General features: G+C 58.6%; 17 protein-coding genes and 2 tRNA genes. 13 read left to right on the top strand and 6 right to left on the bottom strand.

All coding sequences use genetic code 11. From position 1 onward, the window contains the following. Positions 1-2148, top strand: a 2148-nt coding sequence (locus VNZ65_RS10340) for a patatin-like phospholipase family protein (protein WP_325668633.1), incomplete at its 5' end; no start/stop codon positions are given. Between the two features lie 187 nt (positions 2149-2335). Here VNZ65_RS10340 and VNZ65_RS10335 read toward each other — a convergent pair. Beyond that, positions 2336-3142, bottom strand: coding sequence for an alpha/beta hydrolase (locus tag VNZ65_RS10335; RefSeq protein ID WP_325668631.1), 807 nt, complete (start codon positions 3140-3142; stop codon positions 2336-2338). After that, a complete protein-coding gene (locus VNZ65_RS10330; RefSeq protein WP_325668629.1) occupies positions 3139-4443 on the bottom strand; it encodes an MASE1 domain-containing protein in 1305 nt (434 codons plus the stop codon). The genes VNZ65_RS10335 and VNZ65_RS10330 overlap by 4 nt, the downstream gene beginning before the upstream one ends. Before the next feature lie 256 nt (positions 4444-4699). Here VNZ65_RS10330 and VNZ65_RS10325 point away from each other — a divergent pair, with 256 nt between their 5' ends. Then, positions 4700-5326: a lytic polysaccharide monooxygenase gene (locus tag VNZ65_RS10325; protein ID WP_325668627.1), complete on the top strand. Its 627-nt coding sequence runs from the start codon at positions 4700-4702 to the stop codon at positions 5324-5326. A 272-nt stretch (positions 5327-5598) separates the two neighbouring features. On the opposite strand, the gene VNZ65_RS10320 is transcribed toward VNZ65_RS10325, so the two are convergent. Further along, a tRNA-Leu gene (locus tag VNZ65_RS10320) sits at positions 5599-5683 on the bottom strand. Positions 5684-5848: 165 nt separating this feature from the next. Between VNZ65_RS10320 and rnr the strand changes: the two genes are divergently transcribed. From rnr to VNZ65_RS10300, 4 genes are all read left to right on the top strand, one after another. Then, positions 5849-8305, top strand: coding sequence for a ribonuclease R (gene rnr / locus VNZ65_RS10315; RefSeq protein WP_325668625.1), 2457 nt, complete (start codon positions 5849-5851; stop codon positions 8303-8305). Between the two features lie 61 nt (positions 8306-8366). Then, positions 8367-9110, top strand: coding sequence for a 23S rRNA (guanosine(2251)-2'-O)-methyltransferase RlmB (gene rlmB / locus VNZ65_RS10310; RefSeq protein WP_038488753.1), 744 nt, complete (start codon positions 8367-8369; stop codon positions 9108-9110). Positions 9111-9311: 201 nt separating this feature from the next. Beyond that, the gene (gene cysE, locus VNZ65_RS10305; protein ID WP_325668622.1) at positions 9312-10061 is read left to right on the top strand and encodes a serine O-acetyltransferase; all 750 of its coding nucleotides are present in this window, start codon (positions 9312-9314) and stop codon (positions 10059-10061) included. A gap of 24 nt (positions 10062-10085) precedes the next feature. Further along, entirely contained in the window at positions 10086-10811 is a 726-nt protein-coding gene (locus VNZ65_RS10300) for a YceH family protein (protein WP_325668620.1), read from the top strand. Between the two features lie 101 nt (positions 10812-10912). Here VNZ65_RS10300 and VNZ65_RS10295 read toward each other — a convergent pair whose 3' ends face one another. From VNZ65_RS10295 to VNZ65_RS10285, 3 genes are read right to left on the bottom strand one after another with little or no spacing between them, the layout of a single operon-like run. Next, a complete protein-coding gene (locus VNZ65_RS10295) occupies positions 10913-11704 on the bottom strand; it encodes a UDP-2,3-diacylglucosamine diphosphatase (RefSeq protein WP_325668618.1) in 792 nt (263 codons plus the stop codon). Positions 11705-11747: 43 nt separating this feature from the next. After that, the gene (locus VNZ65_RS10290) at positions 11748-12239 is read right to left on the bottom strand and encodes a peptidylprolyl isomerase (protein ID WP_325668616.1); all 492 of its coding nucleotides are present in this window, start codon (positions 12237-12239) and stop codon (positions 11748-11750) included. Positions 12240-12288: 49 nt separating this feature from the next. Further along, entirely contained in the window at positions 12289-12897 is a 609-nt protein-coding gene (locus VNZ65_RS10285; RefSeq protein ID WP_325668614.1) for a peptidylprolyl isomerase, read from the bottom strand. A gap of 236 nt (positions 12898-13133) precedes the next feature. Between VNZ65_RS10285 and cysS the strand changes: the two genes are divergently transcribed. From cysS to VNZ65_RS10250, 7 genes are all read left to right on the top strand, one after another. Next, positions 13134-14555, top strand: a complete 1422-nt coding sequence (gene cysS, locus VNZ65_RS10280) for a cysteine--tRNA ligase (RefSeq protein WP_325668612.1) — start codon at positions 13134-13136, stop codon at positions 14553-14555. 4 nt (positions 14556-14559) lie between these two features. Beyond that, a complete protein-coding gene (locus VNZ65_RS10275; protein ID WP_325668610.1) occupies positions 14560-15225 on the top strand; it encodes a DNA-3-methyladenine glycosylase 2 family protein in 666 nt (221 codons plus the stop codon). Between the two features lie 95 nt (positions 15226-15320). Then, positions 15321-16295 carry an acetyl-CoA carboxylase carboxyltransferase subunit alpha gene (locus tag VNZ65_RS10270; RefSeq protein WP_014006318.1) on the top strand — a complete coding sequence of 325 codons (975 nt, stop codon included), beginning with the start codon at positions 15321-15323 and terminating at the stop codon, positions 16293-16295. 2 nt (positions 16296-16297) lie between these two features. Beyond that, entirely contained in the window at positions 16298-17716 is a 1419-nt protein-coding gene (gene tilS, locus VNZ65_RS10265; protein ID WP_325668605.1) for a tRNA lysidine(34) synthetase TilS, read from the top strand. 122 nt (positions 17717-17838) lie between these two features. Then, a complete protein-coding gene (locus VNZ65_RS10260) occupies positions 17839-19089 on the top strand; it encodes an aspartate kinase (protein WP_325668603.1) in 1251 nt (416 codons plus the stop codon). Between the two features lie 196 nt (positions 19090-19285). Then, positions 19286-19379 (top strand) — tRNA-Ser (locus tag VNZ65_RS10255). Positions 19380-19961: 582 nt separating this feature from the next. Further along, positions 19962-20396, top strand: a complete 435-nt coding sequence (locus VNZ65_RS10250; RefSeq protein ID WP_325668601.1) for a hypothetical protein — start codon at positions 19962-19964, stop codon at positions 20394-20396. The last annotated feature ends 413 nt before the right edge of the window (positions 20397-20809 follow it).

Below are 20809 nucleotides of genomic sequence, written 5' to 3'. Positions count from 1 at the left end.
GGCTATGCGCATCTGGGGGTGTTGCAGGCGCTGGAGAAAATGCATATCCCGATTGACTATGTTGCTGCCACCAGCATGGGCGCCGTGGTCGGCGGCTTGTATGCGAGCGGACTGTCAGTCGATGAGCTGGACCGCATCCTGACCGAAACCAACCTGAGCGATATCGCCTTCGACCGCAACGACCGGGCAGAATTGCCGCAGTCCCAGCGCGAAGACGATTATCAATATCCTATCGGCTTGTCCGCCGGCTATGGCGACGGCAAGCTGAAACTGCCGAAGGGCCTGGTGCAGGGAAATAACCTGCTGGCGTTGCTGCAGAACTGGACGCCGCAGCTGCCGGCGAATATTTCCTTCGACAAGCTGCCGACCCCTTTCCGCGCGGTGGCGACCGATCTCGGCACCGGCGCCGAAGTCATATTGAGTCAAGGCTCGTTGCCGCGCGCCATCCGCGCCAGCATGGCTGTGCCTGGCCTGTTCGCGCCGCTCAAGCTGGATGGCCGCACCCTGGTGGACGGCGGCCTGGTGCAGAACCTGCCGGTGTCGCTGGCGCGCAGCATGGGCGCGAATATCATTATCGCAGTCAATATCGCTACCGATCTGCAAGATCCGGCGACCCTCGATTCGCCGACCGCGGTGGCGCAACAGATGGTGACCATCCTGATCCAGCAGAACGTCAAGCATGAAATAGAAACGCTCAAGAAAAACGATGTGCTGATCGAGCCGGACCTAGGCGACATGTCTTTCGCCGATTTTTCACGCGGCAAGGATGGCGTCAAGGCTGGCTACGAGGCGGCAGAGCGTCAGCAAGCCAAACTGTCCGCGTTGGCGCTGCCGCCGCAGCAATGGAAGGAATATCTTGCAGCGCGCAGCGGCGGTCCGGTGCTGGCGCAGGATACGCATATCGACGAAATTCAGATCAACAGCAACGGCCGCGTACCGGCAGCAGTGGTGCGCCGTGCGCTGGACGTCAAGGAAGGGGATTACTACAATCCGGTGGCCCTCAACAAGGACGTGGCGCGACTGGCAACCAACGGCGATTTCAAGAGCGTCACGCAGGAACTTGTGACGGAGAATGGCCGCAATGTGCTGAAGGTGGACGCCGACGACAAATCCTGGGGGCCGCACTTTCTATTGTTCGGCCTGGGCGTATCAAATAGCTTCAATGGCCGCGGCGATTTCAATCTGCAGGTAGGGCATCGCCTACCCTGGATTACCGAGAGCGGCCTGGAGTGGCGCAACGATCTTGTGCTAGGCAGCAAGCAGGCCAGCTTGCATACTGAATTGCGGCAGCCGATCTGGAACACGGTAGGACTCTATGTGGCGCCTTATGCCGAGTACGCGCGGCGGCATATCGACCTGTATTCGGACGAGGGAACTGTAACCTCCGGCACCGTGCCGGTCACTGCCTATCGGGTAGATACCACCAAGGTGGGGATTGATCTTGCCATGCCGATAGGCAGGCTCGGGGAGTTGCGCACGGGGGTCTATTATCAGTGGCTGGAGGCAAGGCCTACCTACAATTTGCCAGTGGAGTTCATCGATATTGCGCCGGAGCTGATCTTCGACAGCTTTCGGGTAAAGCAGCCGGTGGTGCGTACGCAACTCACCGTGGACCAGCTTGACGATCCGCTGTTCCCACGCAAGGGCTACTATCTTTCCGCTGTCAGCAATGTGGCTTTTGGCGGCGCCGGCAATAGTTACAGTGATGCGCAGGGCAAGGCGCTGTGGGCTGTCAGCCGCGGCGGCAACACGCTCAATCTGGCGCTGGAAGCGGCCGGCACTTACGGCAACGAACAGAATGGCGCCGGGGCCAATGGCGGGCTGGGGTTCACACTGGGCGGATTCCAGCATTTGTCGGCCTACGCTCCCGACCAGTTTGCCGGCAATTATCTGTTGTACAGCCGCCTGACCTATCTGCGCGACATGCCGGAACTGAATTTGCCTGGCTTGCGCAGCACGGTGCTTGGCACCAGCCTGGAAGTCGGCGACGTCTGGCAGAGCAGGGATGCGTTTGCCACCGGCCCGTTCAAGAAAAGCGCCAGCATGTTCTTGGGTGGTAACAGTTTTCTAGGCCCTCTATATTTTGGCGCGGCGATTGCGCCGCGCGGCGTCTGGAATCTGTATCTCCAGCTGGGCCGGGTTTTCTAGCCCAGATTTTCTAACGCGAAGGCGCGCTAGTGTCGTGTCCTGCCTCATCTGTCGGTATATCGCGCCGGCCTTGGCCGGTAGCGCTAGGCGTGCCGAGGAGACATAGCGGGGCTATGGCGACGAGGCGCAACGACGCGATACGGATCAAGGACCAGCGAGATGCTGGCAGATGAGGCAGGACACGACACTAGGCTTCAGCCTTGTCGGCGCCGCGCATCCGCCGCGGCGGCGCCGGCGGATAGCCGAAGAATTCCAGCACGCTGTTGGTGACCAGGTCGCGGTCGTTGTCGACGCAGATCATGTGGTAACTGTTTTCCAGCACTACGACCCGCACATCCGGCAGGATTGTCTGCAGGAATTCAGCCGATTTCAGGCTGGTCAGTTCGTCTTCGCGCGCATGCACCACCAGCGTCGGGCAAGAAATATTGCCGGCGCCGGCCAATACCTGGCGGCGCAGACGGTCGACCTGGCGGATGCAGGCCAGCGGCACCCAGCGATAATGGAAGTTGTCGCCGCGCGCGAACTTGGCCTTGACGATCGCCCGCACCGTGGCGTTCTTGATGCCGAACGGCTCGTCTTCTTCTACCTTCATCTTGGCGGACATGCCGGGAATGCAGTACACCACATGCCGCAGCTGACGGTACCAGGGGGTCGACCAGCCATCGATGAAGACCGGCGGCGCCAACGTCACCAGCTTGCCCTTGGCATGCTGCACACGCTCGCATAAAGCCAGCGCCAGCAGGGAGCCCAGGCACATGCCGAGGACGTGGAAGGTATCGTATTGCGGCGCCAGTTCCTGATAGGTGGCAGTGACTGCGTCCAGCCAGTCTTCCATGCGCACGTTCACCAGGTCTTCCGGCCGGCCGCCATGGCCAGGCAGGGTGACGGCGTGGGTTTCCACTCCCGCGCGCTGCAACACCTTGTGCATGGAGCCGAGGTCGAATTGGGTGCCTCCCAGGCCATGAATCAGCAGGGCGCCGGTACGGACGCTCATAGGGCAGCCGGTCCTTGGCTCGGTTGCCTTTCTTCGTCCCTGATATGCAATCGCCAGGCGCCGGCAACCATGGCCACGGACTCGTCCGCATCCAGCAGCACCGCGCTCATGTCGGTCATGTCGGTAATATGCCCGGCCGGCAGCAGCAGGCGAAAACGCAAGTCGGGGCGGGCATCGTCATCTATGTCTTCCAGCCAGCGGCTGCGCAATTGCTGGCGATCGTCGGGGTGGACATGCGCCAGCACCTGGTCGAGTTCGCTGAAGGCGCCGGCCGGCACGCCCAGCAATCCTTGCAGATCGCCGTTCCAGCACAGTTTCTTGCTATGCGGGTCGATGCTGTAGACCAGCTGGCGGCTGACTGTCAGCGCCAGTTCGACGTCGCTTTTCCATTGCGCCGCGTCTTCGTGCAATTGTTCGCGCGTGGTTTTGAGGGCGCTGATCAGCAGGCAGAGCAGGGCGGCGACGGCCAGATAAAGCTGGGCCTCCAAGAGCGAGTGCTTGGAATAATTGTCGGCGAAGGCGGCGAACGGGCCTTCGCCCTGCACGGTATTCAAGAGGGCGAAGAAAGCCAGCATGGCGACTGCCAGCGAACCGCCGCGGCCGCCCCACAGCAGGGTCACCACCGCCGCGAAAAACAGCGGCACGTAGGTCAATGCAAAATTGACGCCGGCTGAAAAATTGCTCAGGCTGTGGCCATCGAAAATCACGTAGGCGGTGATGCCGAGCGCGATAAAAGCCGCCAGGCCCAGCAGGAAATCGCTGCGGTCCATGCCGCCCGAACGCATGGCATGGAAGCGCGACCAGCCGGCCAGCACCGGCGTGACGATCAGGATGCCGACCAGGTCGGAGGCAGCCCAGATGCGCGCGGTCGGCCAGAACGGAACGTCTTTCACGAACAGGAACCAGGCGGCGCCGATCGCCGCGCTGACGGTGCTGCAGGCGACGCCGGCGATCAACAGGCCGCGGACGAAATACAAGCCTTCCATCGGCAACTGCGTCATCCGCACCAGCGCCACGGCAATCGCGGCGACGCCGATTTCATCGAGTGCGAACAGGCTGACGCGCAACAGATCGCGGTTTTCAATCCAGCCCAGCAGCAGTTGCGCCAGCACGAACCCGATGATCACCGGCAGCCAGCGCGCGGTCCTGGTCAGCATGAAGGCAGCCACGGTGACGCCGGCCGGCAGCCAGATGTAGCCGGTGGCGGCAATCGGTCCGTTGAGCTGATGCGAGGTGTAGCCCATGACCAGATACAGCAAGCCCCAAAGCAGCGCGATGACAGATTGGTTGGTCAGTTTCACTATAGATATCCTTATCGGTTTTGCGGCGTCGGCCTCAGAGCGCCGGCAAGGCGGGTTTGAGGTCCCGCACATTATAGGATAAGTCTGACAATTGTTTGGCGATCAAGCAATGCCGCCGGGTCATCTGCTGCCGCGGACGAGCGACTGTAAAGGTTGCCAGTTACGCTGCTCCGTCCCTGGCCGCAGAATCGACCTGCCTGCTGCAGCGCTGGCCGCTGCGCATTTGTCCTCTGATGCAGACTCGTTAGGAGAAGCAATGAAACAATTATCGTCTCGTCTGGCCGTCATGCTGGTCATGGCGGCGCCGCTGCTGGCGCAGGCTCACGGTTATATCGATGCGCCCAAATCGCGTGCTTTCATGTGCAAGACGCAGGAAAATACGGCTTGCGGCGCGATTCAGTATGAGCCGCAAAGTGTGGAGGGGCCAAAGGGCTTTCCGGCAGCCGGGCCGGCCGATGGCGTGATCGCGGCCGGCGGCCTGGCGCAGTTTTCCGAATTGAATACGCAAACTCCGACACGCTGGAAGAAAGTGGCTTTGAAGACCGGTGTCAATGATTTCAGCTGGTACTTCACTGCCGGGCACATGACGCAGGACTGGCGCTATTACATCACCAAACAGGGCTGGAATCCGAACCAGAAGCTGAGCCGGGACGCGTTCGAGCTGCAGCCGTTCTGCATCGTCAAGGGCGGTTTCGCGCCGCCCAGCAACAGCCATGCCACGCATCGCTGTACCATCCCGGCCGACCGCAGCGGTTACCACGTGATCCTGAGTACCTGGAATATCGCCGATACCGGCAATGCCTTCTACCAGGTCATCGACGCCCAGATCGCGGCGGGAACCACGATAAATCCGCGGAAAGCGATGATCAATCCATTCCAGTGATCTGGCGCGGGAATGTTCCCGAGCAGGCAAGCGCGTTAGTTTAGTTAAGCAGGCATAGCGACCCGGCCGTTGTCACAGGCTGGGTTTTGTTGCGTCTGGAGCGATTGAAGCTGGTAATATGCAGCGTGGCTACGTCTCTGGCGCATCAAGATGCGGGGGGAAGTGCGTTGCTGGAATTCACTGGGCGCTCCCGGACTTATCGTATTGCTATGCCGGGAGGCCTGGAATTTTGCGGAGAGCCAGATCCCGAAAAGGATCTGGTCTATGGTATATGGTGCCCACGGAGGGACTCGAACCCCCACACCTTGCGGCACATGGACCTGAACCATGCGCGTCTACCAATTCCGCCACGTGGGCTTGAGAGAGCGAGATTATAAGCCAATGCGAGAATATGTCAACACCCATTTAAAAGAAGATAGAGCAGGGCCGTAAAAGCGGAAGATATAAGTCGCTTGGTTAGGAGATTGTCACAATCCTCCGTTACACTAAGCGTTGATGAATAACAACCAGTTGAAGAGCCTTTTGAGCCAATATTCCTACACAATCCCCAGCCGGGAGGAAATTCTCGGCCTTCTGCGGACTTCTTCCGAACCGCAAAACGCCGCCGCTCTGGCTGCTGCACTAAGTGTCAAGCCCGATGAAATGGAAGGTTTGACGCGCCGCCTGAATGCCATGGAGCGCGACGGTCAGATCAAGCCTGACCGCGGCGGCATCTACAAACTGACCAATTCCCCCGGTTTTATCGAAGGCCGCGTCAGCAGCCATCGCGACGGCTTCGGTTTCCTGATCCCGGACGAGGGCGGCGACGACGTTTTCCTGCCTGAAAAGGAAATGCAGAAAGTGCTGCATGGCGACCGCGTCCAGGCGCGCATCGTCGGCACCGACCGCCGCGGCCGCCCGGAAGGGACGATCGTCGAAGTCGTGTCGCGCGCCAATACCCACGTCATCGGCCGTCTGCTGAATGAAAACGGGGTATGGGTGATTGCGCCGGAAGACAAGCGCATCGGCCAGGATATCATCCTGGCAGGCTCGCCGGGCAAGGCCAAGGCCGGGCAGGTGGTGAGCGTGCAACTGACGGAGCAGCCGTCACGGTTCACCCAGCCGGTCGGCAAGATTGTCGAAATCCTCGGCGATATCGACGATCCTGGCATGGAAATCGAAATCGCGGTGCGCAAGTACGGCGTGCCGCACGAATTTTCCGAAGCCGCAAAGAAGCTGGCAGCGAAGCTGCCGGGCGAAGTACGCGCCGCCGACCTCGCTGACCGTGTCGATTTGCGCGATGTGCCGCTAGTCACCATCGACGGCGAAGATGCACGCGATTTCGACGATGCCGTGTACTGCGAGCCGGTCAAGATCGGCCGCGCCAACGGTTATCGCCTGATCGTGGCGATCGCCGACGTCAGCCACTACGTCAAGCCGAACGATGCGCTGGATGTCGATGCGCTGGAGCGCAGCACCTCGGTGTATTTCCCGCGCCGCGTGATCCCGATGCTGCCGGAAAAGCTGTCCAACGGCTTGTGTTCGCTCAATCCCGATGTCGACCGTCTGACCCTGGTGTGCGACGCCGTGATCAGCGCCAAGGGTGAAATCAAGGCTTATCAGTTTTATCCGGCGGTGATCCATTCCGCCGCCCGCCTGACCTATACCGAAGTGGCGGCGATCCTGGGCAATACCAAGGGTCCTGAAGCGGCCAAGCGTCCCGGCCTGGTGCCGCATCTGCTGCATCTGTACGAAGTGTTCCATGCCCTGCTGCAGGCGCGCCAGGCGCGCGGCGCCATCGATTTCGAGACCACCGAGACGTATATCGTCTGTAATGCTGCCGGCAAGATCGAAAAAATCCTGCCGCGCACCCGCAACGATGCGCATAAAGTGATCGAAGAATGCATGCTGGCGGCCAACGTCTGCGCCGCCGACCTGATGGAACGCCACAAGCATCCTGGACTGTTCCGTATCCACGCCCATCCGACCAAGGAGAAGCTGGCGATTCTGCGCACCTTCCTCAAGCAGGTCGGTTTGAACCTGGCCGGCGGCGATACGCCTTCGGCTTCGGATTACGCCGAGCTGATGCCGAAGATCAAGGCGCGGCCGGATGCGATCCTGCTGCAGACCATGATGCTGCGTTCCATGCAGCAAGCGGTCTACAGCCCGGAAAATATCGGTCACTTCGGCTTGTCCTATGAATCGTATGCGCATTTCACCAGCCCGATCCGGCGCTATCCGGATCTGCTCACGCACCGTACCATCAAGGCCATCCTGCAAGGCAAGCGCTACGATCCGAAGGGACTCGACACCAGCGCGCTGAACACCATGCTGTCGCCGGCCGGCCGCAAGAAGCAGGCGGAAGACAAGGCGGCAGGCAAGAAGAAAAACGAAGGCAGCCTGGCGATCTGGGAAGCGCTCGGGGTGCATTGCTCCGCCAATGAACGGCGCGCCGATGAAGCTTCACGCGATGTCGAAGCCTGGCTCAAGTGCTATTTCATCCGCGACAAGCTGGGCGAAGAATTCACCGGCGTGATTTCCGGCGTCGCCACCTTCGGCATCTTTGTCCAGCTGGACGCCTTGTATATCGAAGGCCTGGTGCACGTCACCGAACTCGGCGCCGATTATTTCCAGTACGACGAAGCGCGCCACGAGTTGCGCGGCGAACGTACCGGCATCCGCTACCAGCTGACCGACCGCGTCACGGTGCAAGTCAGCCGGGTCGACCTGGACGCGCGCAAGATCGACCTGCGCCTGGTCAATGAGCCGGGCATCAAGACGGTGCTGAAGAATGAAGCGCGGCGCGCCGACAATGAGCAAGGCCGCGGCGCCAAGCCCAAGGCGGGCGGCAAGGCTGCGCCACAGCAGAAAACCGCGCGGGTGACGACAGCGGCCAAGACCACGCCTGCAGGCAAGGCCAAGAAAGGCAAGACGGCCGCTCCTGCAGAGAACGCACGGGCGCCGAAGGGCTTTACGAAATCCAGCAAGCGCAAGCGCTAGATTGCTTCACATAGTTAGTCAGATAGTCAGAGTCAAATAGATAGAAGCAGATAGATAGAATATGAAAAGTAAAATGATTTTCGGCTTTCACGCCGTCACCGCGCGTTTGCGTCATGAAGCGTCGTCGGTGGAAGAGATTTACGTGGATGCCAGCCGCGTCGACCGCCGCATGCAGGATTTGCTGCAGGCAGCGAAAGCCGTGGGCGTGCGCGTCATCCCGGTGGATGACCAGCGCTTGTCGAACATTGTCGGCACCCGCCGCCATCAGGGCGTGGTGGCCAAGGCTGGCGAACTGTCGCTGGCGCGCAACCTGGATGAACTGCTGGATGCGATCGTCGGCCCGCCGCTGCTGCTGATCCTGGATGGCATCACCGATCCGCACAATCTCGGCGCCTGCCTGCGGGTTGCCGACGGCGCCGGCGCGCATGCGGTGATCGCTCCCAAAGACCGCGCAGTAGGTTTGAATGCGACTGCCGCCAAGGTAGCCAGCGGCGCCGCGGAAACCGTCCCGTACATTACCGTGACCAACCTGGCGCGCACCTTGCGCGAGCTGAAGGAACGCGAAATCTGGCTGATCGGTACCGATGAAGATGGCGAAAAGGGCTTGTACGAAGCCGATTTTTCCACTCCGGCTGCGATTGTCATGGGTTCCGAAGGCGAAGGCATGCGCCGCCTGACCCGTGAAACCTGCGACGTACTGGTCAATGTGCCGATGTTCGGTTCAGTCGAAAGCCTGAACGTATCGGTAGCTTCCGGCGTTTGCCTGTACGAAGCGCGCCGCCAGCGCATGGTCAAGGGTTGTTGATTCTACTTCCGCGTCGCCCGTGCTGAGTTTCGGTCCGCCATCTGGCGGCGGACCAGGCCAGCCACCTTTCCGGCCGCTGCTCAGTTGCTATTCGGTTGCTACTCAGTTGCTATATTCGCGGCCGTTCCCGAAGTTCCGTAGCAAAAGACGGCCAGCGTAATTTGGAATAACATTACGCCTCCGCATTCATTCGATATCCCTATGTTCAGCAACATTCGTGAAGACATTGCCAACATCATGGCACGCGATCCCGCCGCCCGCACCCAGTGGGAGGTGCTGACTTGTTACCCTGGGTTGCATGCCATCATCCTGCATCGCTGGGCACATCATTGCTGGCACAACGGCTTCAAGTGGCCGGGGCGCTTCATTTCGCAAATCGCGCGCATGCTGACGGGGATTGAAATCCATCCCGGCGCCACCATCGGCCGCCGCGTCTTCATTGACCATGGCTTTGGCGTGGTGATCGGCGAAACCGCGGAAGTCGGGGACGACTGCACCATCTACCAGGGCGTCACGCTGGGCGGGACTTCCCTGAACAAGGGCGCCAAGCGCCATCCGACCCTGGCGCGTGGCGCCATCATCGGCGCCGGCGCCAAGGTGCTGGGCGGCTTTACCGTCGGCGAGGGCGCCAAGGTCGGTTCCAACGCCGTGGTGGTCAAGGAAGTGCCGCCGGGTGCGACCGCGGTCGGCAATCCAGCCCGCATCGTGCTGAAGGAAAGCGGCAGCAGCAAGGACGAGGCCGCGGCGCGCATGTTTGCCGCCTATGGCGTCACCCCGAATGGCGACGATCCCTTGTCGAAAGCGTTGCACGGCTTGATCGATAACGCCGCGGCGCAAGAACACCAGATCGACCGCATCATCGCGCTGCTGAAGAAGTCGGGCATGGCTTGCGAGAGCTTGCCGGAACTGGAAAAATTTGATCCGGACCAGCTCAACAAACTGGTTGAGTAGGTCCGCGCACCAGGAGAACCGCCAATGAATCAAGAAGTCAATGAAATTGCCGGCAGCGAGCTGCCGCCGGCTGATACTGCGCGCGCAGACGATTTTCTCGATCCGTTTGAAATCCGCGTACTCGCCGTGCTGGCCGAGAAGGAAGCACTGACGCCAGATAACTATCCCTTGTCGCTAAACACGCTGACCAATGGCTGCAACCAGCTGTCCAGCCGCGATCCGGTGATGTCGATCAGCGAGTCCAGCGTGCTGGATATCCTGCAGCGCCTGATGCAGCGCAAGCTGGTGGTCGAGGTCAGGCAGGCCGGCGCCAGGGTCTCCAAGTATGAGCACCGGATGCGCGTCAAGTGGCTGCTGGAACAAGACAAGCTGGCGGTATTGACAACCCTGATGTTGCGCGGGATTCAGACGGCCGGCGAGTTGCGCAGCCGTAGCGGCAGGTTGCATGAATTCGCCAGCGTCGGCGAGGTGGAAACGGCGCTGCAATTCCTGGTCGATAAATATCCGCCGCTGGTGGCGCGCTTGGCGAAAGCGCCGGGCACCAAGGAGTCGCGTTATGCCCATCTGCTGGCCGGCGAGGAAGTGCTGGAGCAGCAGGCGATCGCGGATGCGATGGCGGGCAGCGCTTCGGTGCTCAAGGGCGGCAGCCAGGACCGCATCGCTCAGCTTGAGGAAGAAGTGTCAGGTCTGCGGCGGCAGATGGATGACTTGATGGCGCAGTTTGCGGAATTCAAGCGCCAGTTCGAGTAATTGCTCTGGTAGGTTGGACACGCATTTGTGCCCGCGCGGAACCTTGCTCTCTTTGAAGGGTGGGTACGGCGTGGGCAAAAAAAGCCTGCCCACCCTAGGCTTCAATCAATGATTTCCTGGCCGTCATGGCCAAAGCGCCGGATCACGCCGGCGGCATCGATGGCGATCCAGCCGCCGCGCTGCGCCTTGACGTCATATTCCCAGTCGGGCAAGACATAACGGGTACGGATGGCATCGCCTGCGCCCGAGAGGTGGCGTGCAGGCCTGTGCGTATGGCCGTGGATCAGGGTGTTGGTTCCGGTGGCGTCAAACAGGGCATGCACTGCCGCGGCATTGACGTCCATGATTTCCATGGTTTTGTGACGCTGTTCTTCCTGGCTTTCCTTGCGCACGCCGGCGATGATCGCCTTGCGCTGCGCCAGCGGCAGCGCCAGGAATTGCACCTGCCATTGCGCTTGCCGCACCTGCGCCCGGAACTGCATGTAGGCGAGGTCGTCGGTGCACTGGGCGTCGCCATGGGCAAGCGCCAGGCGCCGGCCGGCCACGCTGATCACTGAGGGATCGGGCAGCATGGTCAGGCCGGCTGCTTGCGCAAAGCCGTCGCCGACCAGGAAGTCGCGGTTGCCGGCGATCCAGAAGACCTGGACGCCAGCGCTGCTGACCTGCCGGATAGCAGCGGCGATTTCACTGTTGTACGGCGTTTCCAGGTCGTCGTCGCCAGCCCAGTACTCGAACAGGTCGCCCAGCAGATACAGTTGCTGCACCTGTATGGCCCTGGTTTGCAGGAAATCCAGGAACGCTTGCGTGGTGCGCGGATGCGCCGCCTGCAGATGCAGGTCGGAGATAAACAGCGCAACGGTAGCGGCTGGCTGGTGCGAGTCTGTGGCTGTCATGAAGGACTTTTGGCTGGCGGCTTGTAGCTTGGAATTAACGCTGTTAAGCGACTACTTCGGCTGTTTCGATGATGACGTCGGTTTCCGGCACATCGGCAAACATGCCGCTGCGGGTGGTCTTGACTTTTTCGATGGCATCGACGATGTCCTTGCCTTCGACCACTTTGCCGAACACGCAATAGCCCCAGCCATCCTGGCCTGGATAGTCGAGGAAGCTGTTGTTCTTGACGTTGATGAAGAACTGCGCCGATGCCGAATGCGGCGCCGAAGTACGCGCCATGGCCAGGGTGTAAGGCTCGTTCTTGAGGCCGTTCTTGGCTTCGTTTTCGACCGGATCGTTGGTCGGCTTTTGCTTCATGCCAGGTTCGAAACCGCCGCCTTGCACCATGAAGCCAGGGATCACGCGGTGGAAAATCGTGCCGTTGTAGTGGCCGGCGTTGACATAGGCGAGGAAGTTTTCGACGCTCTTCGGTGCTTTTTCAGCATCCAGTTCGATCTTGATCTTGCCGTGGTTGGTGGTGAGGATGACAGCCATGGTATTTCCTATTAATGGTTGATAGCGGGTTGATAGAGAATGAATATTATTATTTGGTCACGGTAGCGGATTCGATGATCACCGGCGTGGTCGGCACGTCCTGGGACGCGGTCTTCACTTTCTTGATCTTGTCGACCACGTTCATGCCTTTGATGACCTGGCCGAATACCGCGTAGCCCCAGCCGTCGCGGCCAGGGTAGTTGAGGAACTCATTATTGTTGACATTGATGAAGAACTGCGCGCCGGCCGACTGCGGATCGGCGGTGCGTGCCATGGCGACGCTGTAAGGGACGTTCTTGAGGCCGTTCTTGGCTTCGTTCTCGACCTTGTTAGGTGCTGGCTTCTCGATCATGTCCTTGGTCATGCCGCCGCCCTGGATCATGAAGCTGTCGATCACGCGGTGGAAAATCGTACCGTTATAATGGCCGCTGTTGACGTAGCCCAGAAAATTCTTGACTGTCTTCGGCGCTTTTTCCGGATTCAGTTCGATGACGATGTCGCCCATGTTGGTTTTCAACAGAACATGTGGCTTGTCGATAGCCGCAGCAGTCTTAGCCGTGGCGGCAAACGACGGGCTGGCGGCAAAAGTGACGGCGGTTAACGCCGATGCCAGCGCCAAAGTGAACGTGCGACGGGACAAGCCAAGAGATGCGGTCATAAAAATCCTTCATGTTAGGGGGCCGTTTTCGTATTCCATGTGCTGCATTTTCGCTTTTCAGTAATGATATACTGCGGCGAAAAGCAACATTTTATCAAACTAAACACTGCAAAAGAGTTTTGACGGCCTTGTTGTATTGGCGTCGCGCACGGAAGGTGCGTGGATGCATGGAACGGCGTGCAATATTTCTGTGCTTATTTCTGTGCCTAATTTCTGTACCTGAGCCGTAACTTCCCATGAGCGACCTGAAAATATATAACACGCTGGCGCGTGAGAAGCAGCCTTTTTCGCCGATCGAAGCAGGCAAAGTCCGCATGTATGTGTGCGGCATGACGGTTTACGATTATTGCCATCTTGGCCATGGCCGCGTGATGGTGGTGTTCGACATGGTGCAGCGCTGGTTGCGGCAGTCGGGCTTTGAGGTGACTTACGTCCGCAATATCACGGATATCGACGACAAGATCATCAAGCGCGCAGTGGAGAACGGCGAGACCATCTCGCAGCTGACCGGCCGTTTCATCCAGGCCATGGATGAGGACGCGGCGGCGCTGGGCGTGCAAAAGCCGGATCACGAGCCGCGCGCGACGGCCTTCGTGCCGCAGATGCTGGCGCTGATCGAAAAACTGGAGCACAAAGGCCTGGCCTATCAGGGCAGCGACGGCGACGTCAATTATTCGGTGCGCGATTTCAACGGCTACGGCAAGCTGTCGGGCAAATCGCTGGATGACCTGCGCGCCGGCGAACGGGTGGACGTTAACGTCGGCAAGCGCGATCCGCTCGACTTCGTCTTGTGGAAGGCGGCCAAGGCCAGCGAACCGGAAGAAGTCAAGTGGGACTCGCGCTGGGGCCAGGGACGGCCCGGCTGGCATATCGAATGCTCTGCGATGGCGGAGCAATTGCTGGGCGAGCAGTTCGATATCCATGGCGGCGGCCAGGACTTGCAGTTCCCCCATCACGAGAATGAAATCGCACAGTCGGAAGGTGCGCACGGCCACCAGTTCGTCAATTACTGGATGCATAACGGCTTTGTCCGTATCGATAATGAAAAGATGTCCAAGTCGCTAGGAAATTTTTTCACTATCCGCGATGTCCTGAAAAAATACGATGCCGAAGTGGTGCGCTTTTTCATCCTGCGCGCGCATTATCGCAGCCCGCTGAATTATGCAGACACCAATCTGGATGACGCCAAGCAAAGCCTGACGCGTCTTTACACCGCCCTGAAAGAAGTGGCGGCGGACGGCTTGCCGCTGGACTGGAACGAGGCGCATGCGCAACGCCTGGCGGCCGCCATGAATGACGACTTCAACACGCCGATGGCGATTTCCGGCCTGTTCGACCTGGCCAACGAAGTCAACAAGAATAAATCCGCCGCCGCCGCCCGTCAGCTGAAAGAGCTGGCCGGCACGCTTGGCTTGTTGCAGCGCGCGCCGGAAGATTTTTTGAAAGGCCGCGCACTCGCGGGCAGCGAAGTTGATGGAAATGGCATTGCGCAAGCGGCGTTGTCGGAGCAAGATATCCTACTCAAAATTCAAGCTCGTCAAGCAGCGAAAATAGCCAGGGATTTTTCCGCGGCAGACCAGATCCGCAAGGATCTGCTGGCCGACGGCATTTTGCTGGAAGATAAGCCCGGCGGTCTAACCGAATGGCGAAGGGCGTAACCGTATGCAAAAAGCGATAGCTGTCGATTCCTCTTTTTTTGTGCCTTCGTACTGGGAAGATGCAAAGAACGAGTTGATGAAGCGTGACCGTATCATGCGTAAATTGATCCCGCAGTTTGGCGACCTGCACCTGGTTGGACGCGGCGAAGCGTTTACCACGCTGGCGCGCTCGGTGGTCGGGCAGCAGATTACGGTCAAGGCGGCCGAGCAGGTATGGCAGAAATTCCTGCTGGTCTGCCCCAAGACGACCCCGGCCCAGGTATTGAAAGCCGGCCCCGAGCAACTGGCGGCTTGCGGTTTGTCCAAACGTAAAGCAGACTATATTCTTGACCTGGCCGATCATTTCAAGGCAAAACGGGTCGATGCCGAGCAATGGCAGGAGATGGAAGACGAGGCCGTGATTGCGGACCTGACGCAGATTCGCGGCATCGGACGCTGGACAGCGGAGATGTTTTTGATATTTAATTTGCTCCGGCCCAATATCTTGCCCCTGGACGATCCGGGGTTGCTTAAAGGCATTAGTGTCAATTATTTTTCAGGCGAGCCCGTTTCACGCAGCGATGCGCGCGAAGTATCGGCCAATTGGGAGCCCTGGCGTACTGTGGCAACATGGTATTTATGGCGTAGTCTGGATCCGGTATCGACAGAATATCAAGTCACTACTGAGTAAATGGGCAGGTAATCGGTTCGAGTTATAGCTAAATGATAACTTGTTTGATTTCGCCGATGGCAAACCGGTAGTGATGGATTAATAAAGGGAATAATATGAGTAAAACAACATTTCTTGGCTTCGAACAACCGATCGCCGAGCTGGATGCCAAGATCGAAGAGCTGCGTTTCGTCCAGGACGATTCGGCGGTGGACATTTCGGAAGAAATCGACCGCCTCTCCAAAAAGAGCCAGCAGCTGACCAAGGATATCTACGCCAAGCTGACGCCATGGCAGGTATCGCAGATTTCGCGCCATCCGCAGCGTCCTTACACCATGGATTACGTGAACGAGATTTTCACGGATTTCCATGAACTGCACGGCGACCGTACCTATGCCGACGACCAGTCCATCGTTGGCGGCCTGGCCCGTTTCAATGGCCAGGCATGCATGGTGATCGGCCATCAGAAAGGGCGCGACACCAAGGAGCGCGCCTTGCGCAATTTCGGCATGCCGAAACCGGAAGGTTATCGCAAGGCCTTGCGCCTGATGAAGGTTGCAGAAAAATTCGGCCTGCCGATTTTCACTTTTGTCGACACCCCCGGCGCCTTCCCTGGCATCGATGCGGAAGAGCGCGGCCAGTCAGAAGCGATCGGCCATAATCTGTACGCCATGGCAGAGCTGAAAGTGCCGCTGATCGCCACCATCATCGGTGAAGGCGGCTCCGGCGGCGCGTTGGCGATTGCCGTCGGCGACGCGGTCCTGATGCTGCAATACGCGACTTATTCGGTGATTTCGCCGGAAGGCTGCGCTTCCATCCTGTGGAAGACTGCCGAGCGCGCTGCCGATGCTGCCGACGCACTGGGCCTGACGGCGCATCGCTTGAAAGCGGTCGGTCTGATCGACAAGATCGTCAGCGAACCGCTGGGCGGCGCCCACCGCGATCCGAAGCAGATGGCTTCGTTGCTGAAGCGGGCGCTGGCCGATACTTTGCGCCAGTTCCAGGGCGTCAAGACCAAGGATTTACTGAACGCGCGCCATGAAAAATTGATGAGCTACGGTAAATTCAAGGAAGTGCTGGCTGCAGAATAGGCGTGTCACATCTTCATTCGCCAAGTATCGATGCGTACTTAGAAAACACACTGGCGGCGCTGGCCGCCGGCGGTGCGCCAGCGCCGGCCAGTCTGGCCATCGCGTATAGCGGCGGGCTGGATTCCACGGTCCTGCTGCATGCGGCGGCGCGCTACGCCGCCAGCCATGGCGTCAAGCTGCTGGCGTTTCATATCCATCACGGCATCAGTCCCAATGCGGATCAGTGGCAAGCCCATTGCGCGGAGACCTGCGCGCGGCTGGGTGTCGAATTCCACGCGCAGCGTATCGAGTTGCGCGACGCTGAAAAAAGCGGCGTGGAAGAAGCGGCCCGCAACAGCCGCTATGCAGCGTTGGGCGATTTGTGCCGCACGCACCAGGCGCCGCTGCTGCTGACTGCTCACCACCTCGACGACCAGGCCGAGACCGTGCTGCTGCAATTGCTGCGCGGCTCCGGCGCCGCCGGCCTGTCGGGCATGGACAGCTGGAATACCGCGCCCAGCCTGCTCGGCGACGCCAGCTTGCTGATGGTGCGTCCGCTGCTGAAAGTATCGCGCGCGGCAATGGAGCAGTATGCCGCGGCTCAACAGCTGAGCTATGTCGAAGACGAATCCAATCACGATCCGCGCTATGCCCGCAATGCCTTGCGGCAGCAGGTGATGCCGGTGCTGACGCAGTATTTTCCCGGCTTCCAGGAGCGCTTTTCGCGCAGCGCCGGCCATATGGCGACCACGCAAAAGCTGCTGGTGGAACTGGCGGCGCAAGACATGGCGCTGTGCGTCGACGGCGCCTGCCTGAATATGGACCCGCTGCGCTTGCTCAAGCCTGAACGTATCGATAACCTGCTGCGCTACTGGTTCGGCCTGCATCACCTGCGCATGCCGTCCAGCGCCTGGCTGAGCGAAATGCGGCAGCAGCTGCTGGAAGCGAAAGCCGACGCCCAGCTGTGCGTAACCCATCCGGATTGCCATATCCGGCGTCATCGCAACCGCGTGTTCCTGACGCCGCGCGACGATGTCGACCGTTCCGAAATCGAGCCGCAGGATTTCCGCTGGAACGGTGAAACCGAAATCGCCTTCCCGGTATTCGGCGGCGTCATGCATTTCGAAGCGGCGGAGCAGGGCGTCAGCGCCGACTGGCTGCGCCAGCAAGCCTTGCAGATCCAGTTCCGCGCCGGCGGCGAAAAGCTCAAGCTGGCATTCAACCGGCCCACCAAGAGCCTGAAGTATCACTATCAGGCTTTTGATGTGCCGCCGTGGGAGCGCGAGCGGCTGCCCCTGGTGCGCAGCGGCAAGCAGGTCTTGTTTGCGGCCGGCATCGGCTTCGATTGCCATGTGCTGGCGACCTTGGCCGGCCCGCGCATTGCTCTGCGCTGGCAATCGGATGTGTTGCCGCTGAGTCAAGATATTCAATTTGACGCATAAGCGTTATCTGTATTTTCTAGCCAGTAATCCACTTGTCATAATCAGCTGTTGCGGGTACATTAAAGGGTTGATTTTTTATTTTTCTTGCATTACGTCCGCTTCCTGCACCCAAAACACACCCTATGGCTTTAATCGTCCACAAATACGGCGGCACTTCGATGGGCTCGACCGAGCGCATCAAGAATGTCGCCAAGCGCGTCGCCAAATGGCATGACGCCGGCCACCAAATCGTCGTGGTGCCCTCCGCGATGTCCGGTGAAACCAACCGCCTCCTGGGCCTGGCAAAGGAAATTAGCGCCCAGCCCGATCCGCGCGAACTCGACATGCTGGCCTCCACAGGCGAACAGGCTTCGGTAGCCCTGCTGGCGATGGCGCTGCAGGCGATCGGCAAGCAAGCCGTGTCCTACGCCGGCTGGCAAGTCGCGATCAAGACCGATTCGGCCCATACCAAGGCACGCATCCGTTCGATTGACGACACCAAGGTGCGGCAAGATCTGGATGCTGGCAAAGTCGTGATCATCACTGGTTTCCAGGGTGTCGACGAGGCTGGCAATATCACGACCCTGGGACGTGGCGGCTCGGATACATCGGCAGTGGCGGTGGCAGCTGCACTGAAGGCGGCGGAATGCCTGATCTACACCGACGTCGACGGCGTCTACACCACCGACCCGCGTGTCGTCTCCGATGCGCGTCGCCTGAACACGGTGACTTTTGAAGAAATGCTGGAGATGGCGTCGCTTGGCTCCAAGGTGCTGCAGATCCGCTCGGTTGAATTCGCCGGCAACTACAAGATGCCGACCCGCGTGCTGTCGTCGCTGACCGACCCATTAATGCCGCTGGAAGAAGAAGCAGTTTCCGGCACCCTGATTTCGTTTGAGGAAGATACCAAGATGGAACAAGCCACCATTACCGGCATCGCGTTTAATCGCGACGAGACCAAGATCACCGTGCTCGGCGTCCCTGACCGTCCTGGCATCGCTTACCAGATCCTGGGCGCGGTCGCCGACGCCAACATCGAAGTCGACATGATCATCCAGAACCAGTCGGTGGACGGCAAGACCGACTTCACGTTTACCGTGCCGCGCGGCGAATACGCCAAGGCCATGGACGTGCTGAACGAGAAGGTCAAGGCCAACATCGGCGCCGCCAGCATTACCGGCGACGCCAAGGTGTCCAAGGTATCGGTGGTCGGCGTCGGCATGCGCAGCCATGTCGGCATCGCTTCGCAAATGTTCCGCACCTTGTCGGAAGAGGGCATCAACATCCAGATGATCTCGACATCCGAAATCAAGATCTCGGTGCTGATCGACGAGAAGTACATGGAGCTGGCGGTACGTGCTCTGCACAAGGCATTTGGCCTGGAAAGCGCGTAAATCAGCGCGAATCTCTGAAAATCGCAGCATCGCTGCGCCGATTTGGTCTGAGACCGGGTCGCGCAGCAGGTTTTCAGAGGGTTTTGAAAAATTTTTCAAAAAAAGCTGTTAATTTGGCATAGCGTTATTGACCGATGCCCTATGAAAAGTTATTATTCGTGTCCTTAACGCGGCGTTGTTAAAGCCGTCTAAGTCTGGAGGCGTGGCCGAGTGGTCGAAGGCACTTCCCTGCTAAGGAAGCATATGGGCTTAAACCTGTATCGTGGGTTCGACTCCCACCGCCTCCTCCAAGAATATATGGGTAAGTTGTTGGCTGATAAGAGTTATTCTTATTTGTTCAATGACTTACCCGTTTTTCTTTCTATCGATGAATTGCTGGTCTTGGGTTCATCTGGCTTGTAGCAAATCCGTTTATCTCTTTCAAGCCCCATTGGTATCTCTCTTTCCTGACCTTTTTGGTTTGTGAAACGCTGGCTAGCTCTTCATCGGAAGCCAATACCTCGAAACCGCAATCCCCCAGAATCTCTTATACCTGTTTGACGTCGGTACATTTGTCTTGCAGCGGCTCCCTATTAGTAAGTTAGACCTTCCGTCAGAAGATTCTCTGCATTCATCTCGCTGTGCGGTCAATGCTTCGGGATGTTGTCAGTAAAATCACTTGCAAGATAGTTGATTTTCTGCAAAGATGGCTCCCGGCAATTTTAGGGGTAAATATATGGTGATGCGAAAGATTGTCGTTGTTGAGGCAAGACGGCAACAAACGGCATGATTCTGCCGAATGCAAATCCAAGGTTCTCAAAGGTAAATTTGATGCAAGTCGCAACCAAGGTGCAGGGCAATCAAAATTCAGAATAAAATTTTAAAGGGACGCGATGTTGAAAATAATTGGGCTGCTTGGGTTCGTGGCTGTGATGGCTGGCTGCGCTACTACACCTCCATCCATGTCAGAAATAAAGACAGCGCCGCAAGATCGATTGCTGGCTTACCAAAACAAGACGGGCAGCACCACCTCTAAGCTTGTCGTTACCCGTGACGTTGGGCATTTGGGCAGTGGCTGCTTTTATGCGCTATCCATTAACAATGTTTTGTCAGCAAGATTGGATACCGCTGAAACTGCTAGCTTTTATGTCGAGCCGGGAGAGCTTCTGCTGCGAACTGGCCGTGATCCGTCTGGTAAAGGTTTATGTGGGATCGGGAAAGATGATTGGACTCAAAGAGAAACGGTGTTACGAGCGGGTGAAACAAAAATGTTTCGGATGACAATTGATATGAATGGGAAGACAGACATACAGCGCTCAGATAATTAGAACTCGTTGAGGAAGCGTCGGCCGCTGAGGAGTTAATCTGACGGCTGTCGGCGAGCTGCGAGCACCATCGCCATCGCTAGGTCGGCGCGACTCTTGATGCAACGCGCAAATACCGTCAAGCTAATATTTGTATGATGAATATCAGATATCACAACAATCAAGCAGACGAATATGCTGCGCTGCGATATAGTGATCCTGTCTCCTCCAACACCTCTCAAGGTTTGGATTCAGCCCGCAACGAAAGTTAGCGGGCTTTTTTTTGTCCGGAGAATTGTGCAGAACCGATACCGAAATGGGTATCTCGCCATTGAAAAATTTCATTGGATAGTCCGCAGCTTCCCTCCTAGTATGGTGCGCGCACATCCCCCAAAATCTTTTATACCGTAAAAAAATAATGACGGAAGGATGGTGCT

The sequence above is a fragment of the Collimonas sp. genome (genome assembly GCF_035566555.1).
In the GTDB taxonomy this organism is placed as follows: Bacteria; Pseudomonadota; Gammaproteobacteria; order Burkholderiales; family Burkholderiaceae_D; genus Collimonas.
This window is presented reverse-complemented; position numbering and strand designations above follow the sequence as displayed.

Excerpts from the sequence above, each read along its gene's own strand:
- cysE (WP_325668622.1), top strand. The coding sequence starts at position 9,312 with ATGTTCAGCAACATTCGTGAAGACATTGCCAACATCATGGCACGCGAT.
- VNZ65_RS10325 (WP_325668627.1), top strand. The coding sequence starts at position 4,700 with ATGAAACAATTATCGTCTCGTCTGGCCGTCATGCTGGTCATGGCGGCG.
- VNZ65_RS10285 (WP_325668614.1), bottom strand. The coding sequence starts at position 12,897 with ATGACCGCATCTCTTGGCTTGTCCCGTCGCACGTTCACTTTGGCGCTG.
- VNZ65_RS10300 (WP_325668620.1), top strand. The coding sequence starts at position 10,086 with ATGAATCAAGAAGTCAATGAAATTGCCGGCAGCGAGCTGCCGCCGGCT.
- VNZ65_RS10275 (WP_325668610.1), top strand. The coding sequence starts at position 14,560 with ATGCAAAAAGCGATAGCTGTCGATTCCTCTTTTTTTGTGCCTTCGTAC.
- rlmB (WP_038488753.1), top strand. The coding sequence starts at position 8,367 with ATGAAAAGTAAAATGATTTTCGGCTTTCACGCCGTCACCGCGCGTTTG.
- cysS (WP_325668612.1), top strand. The coding sequence starts at position 13,134 with ATGAGCGACCTGAAAATATATAACACGCTGGCGCGTGAGAAGCAGCCT.
- VNZ65_RS10295 (WP_325668618.1), bottom strand. The coding sequence starts at position 11,704 with ATGACAGCCACAGACTCGCACCAGCCAGCCGCTACCGTTGCGCTGTTT.
- VNZ65_RS10290 (WP_325668616.1), bottom strand. The coding sequence starts at position 12,239 with ATGGCTGTCATCCTCACCACCAACCACGGCAAGATCAAGATCGAACTG.
- VNZ65_RS10335 (WP_325668631.1), bottom strand. The coding sequence starts at position 3,142 with ATGAGCGTCCGTACCGGCGCCCTGCTGATTCATGGCCTGGGAGGCACC.
- VNZ65_RS10270 (WP_014006318.1), top strand. The coding sequence starts at position 15,321 with ATGAGTAAAACAACATTTCTTGGCTTCGAACAACCGATCGCCGAGCTG.
- VNZ65_RS10250 (WP_325668601.1), top strand. The coding sequence starts at position 19,962 with ATGTTGAAAATAATTGGGCTGCTTGGGTTCGTGGCTGTGATGGCTGGC.
- VNZ65_RS10260 (WP_325668603.1), top strand. The coding sequence starts at position 17,839 with ATGGCTTTAATCGTCCACAAATACGGCGGCACTTCGATGGGCTCGACC.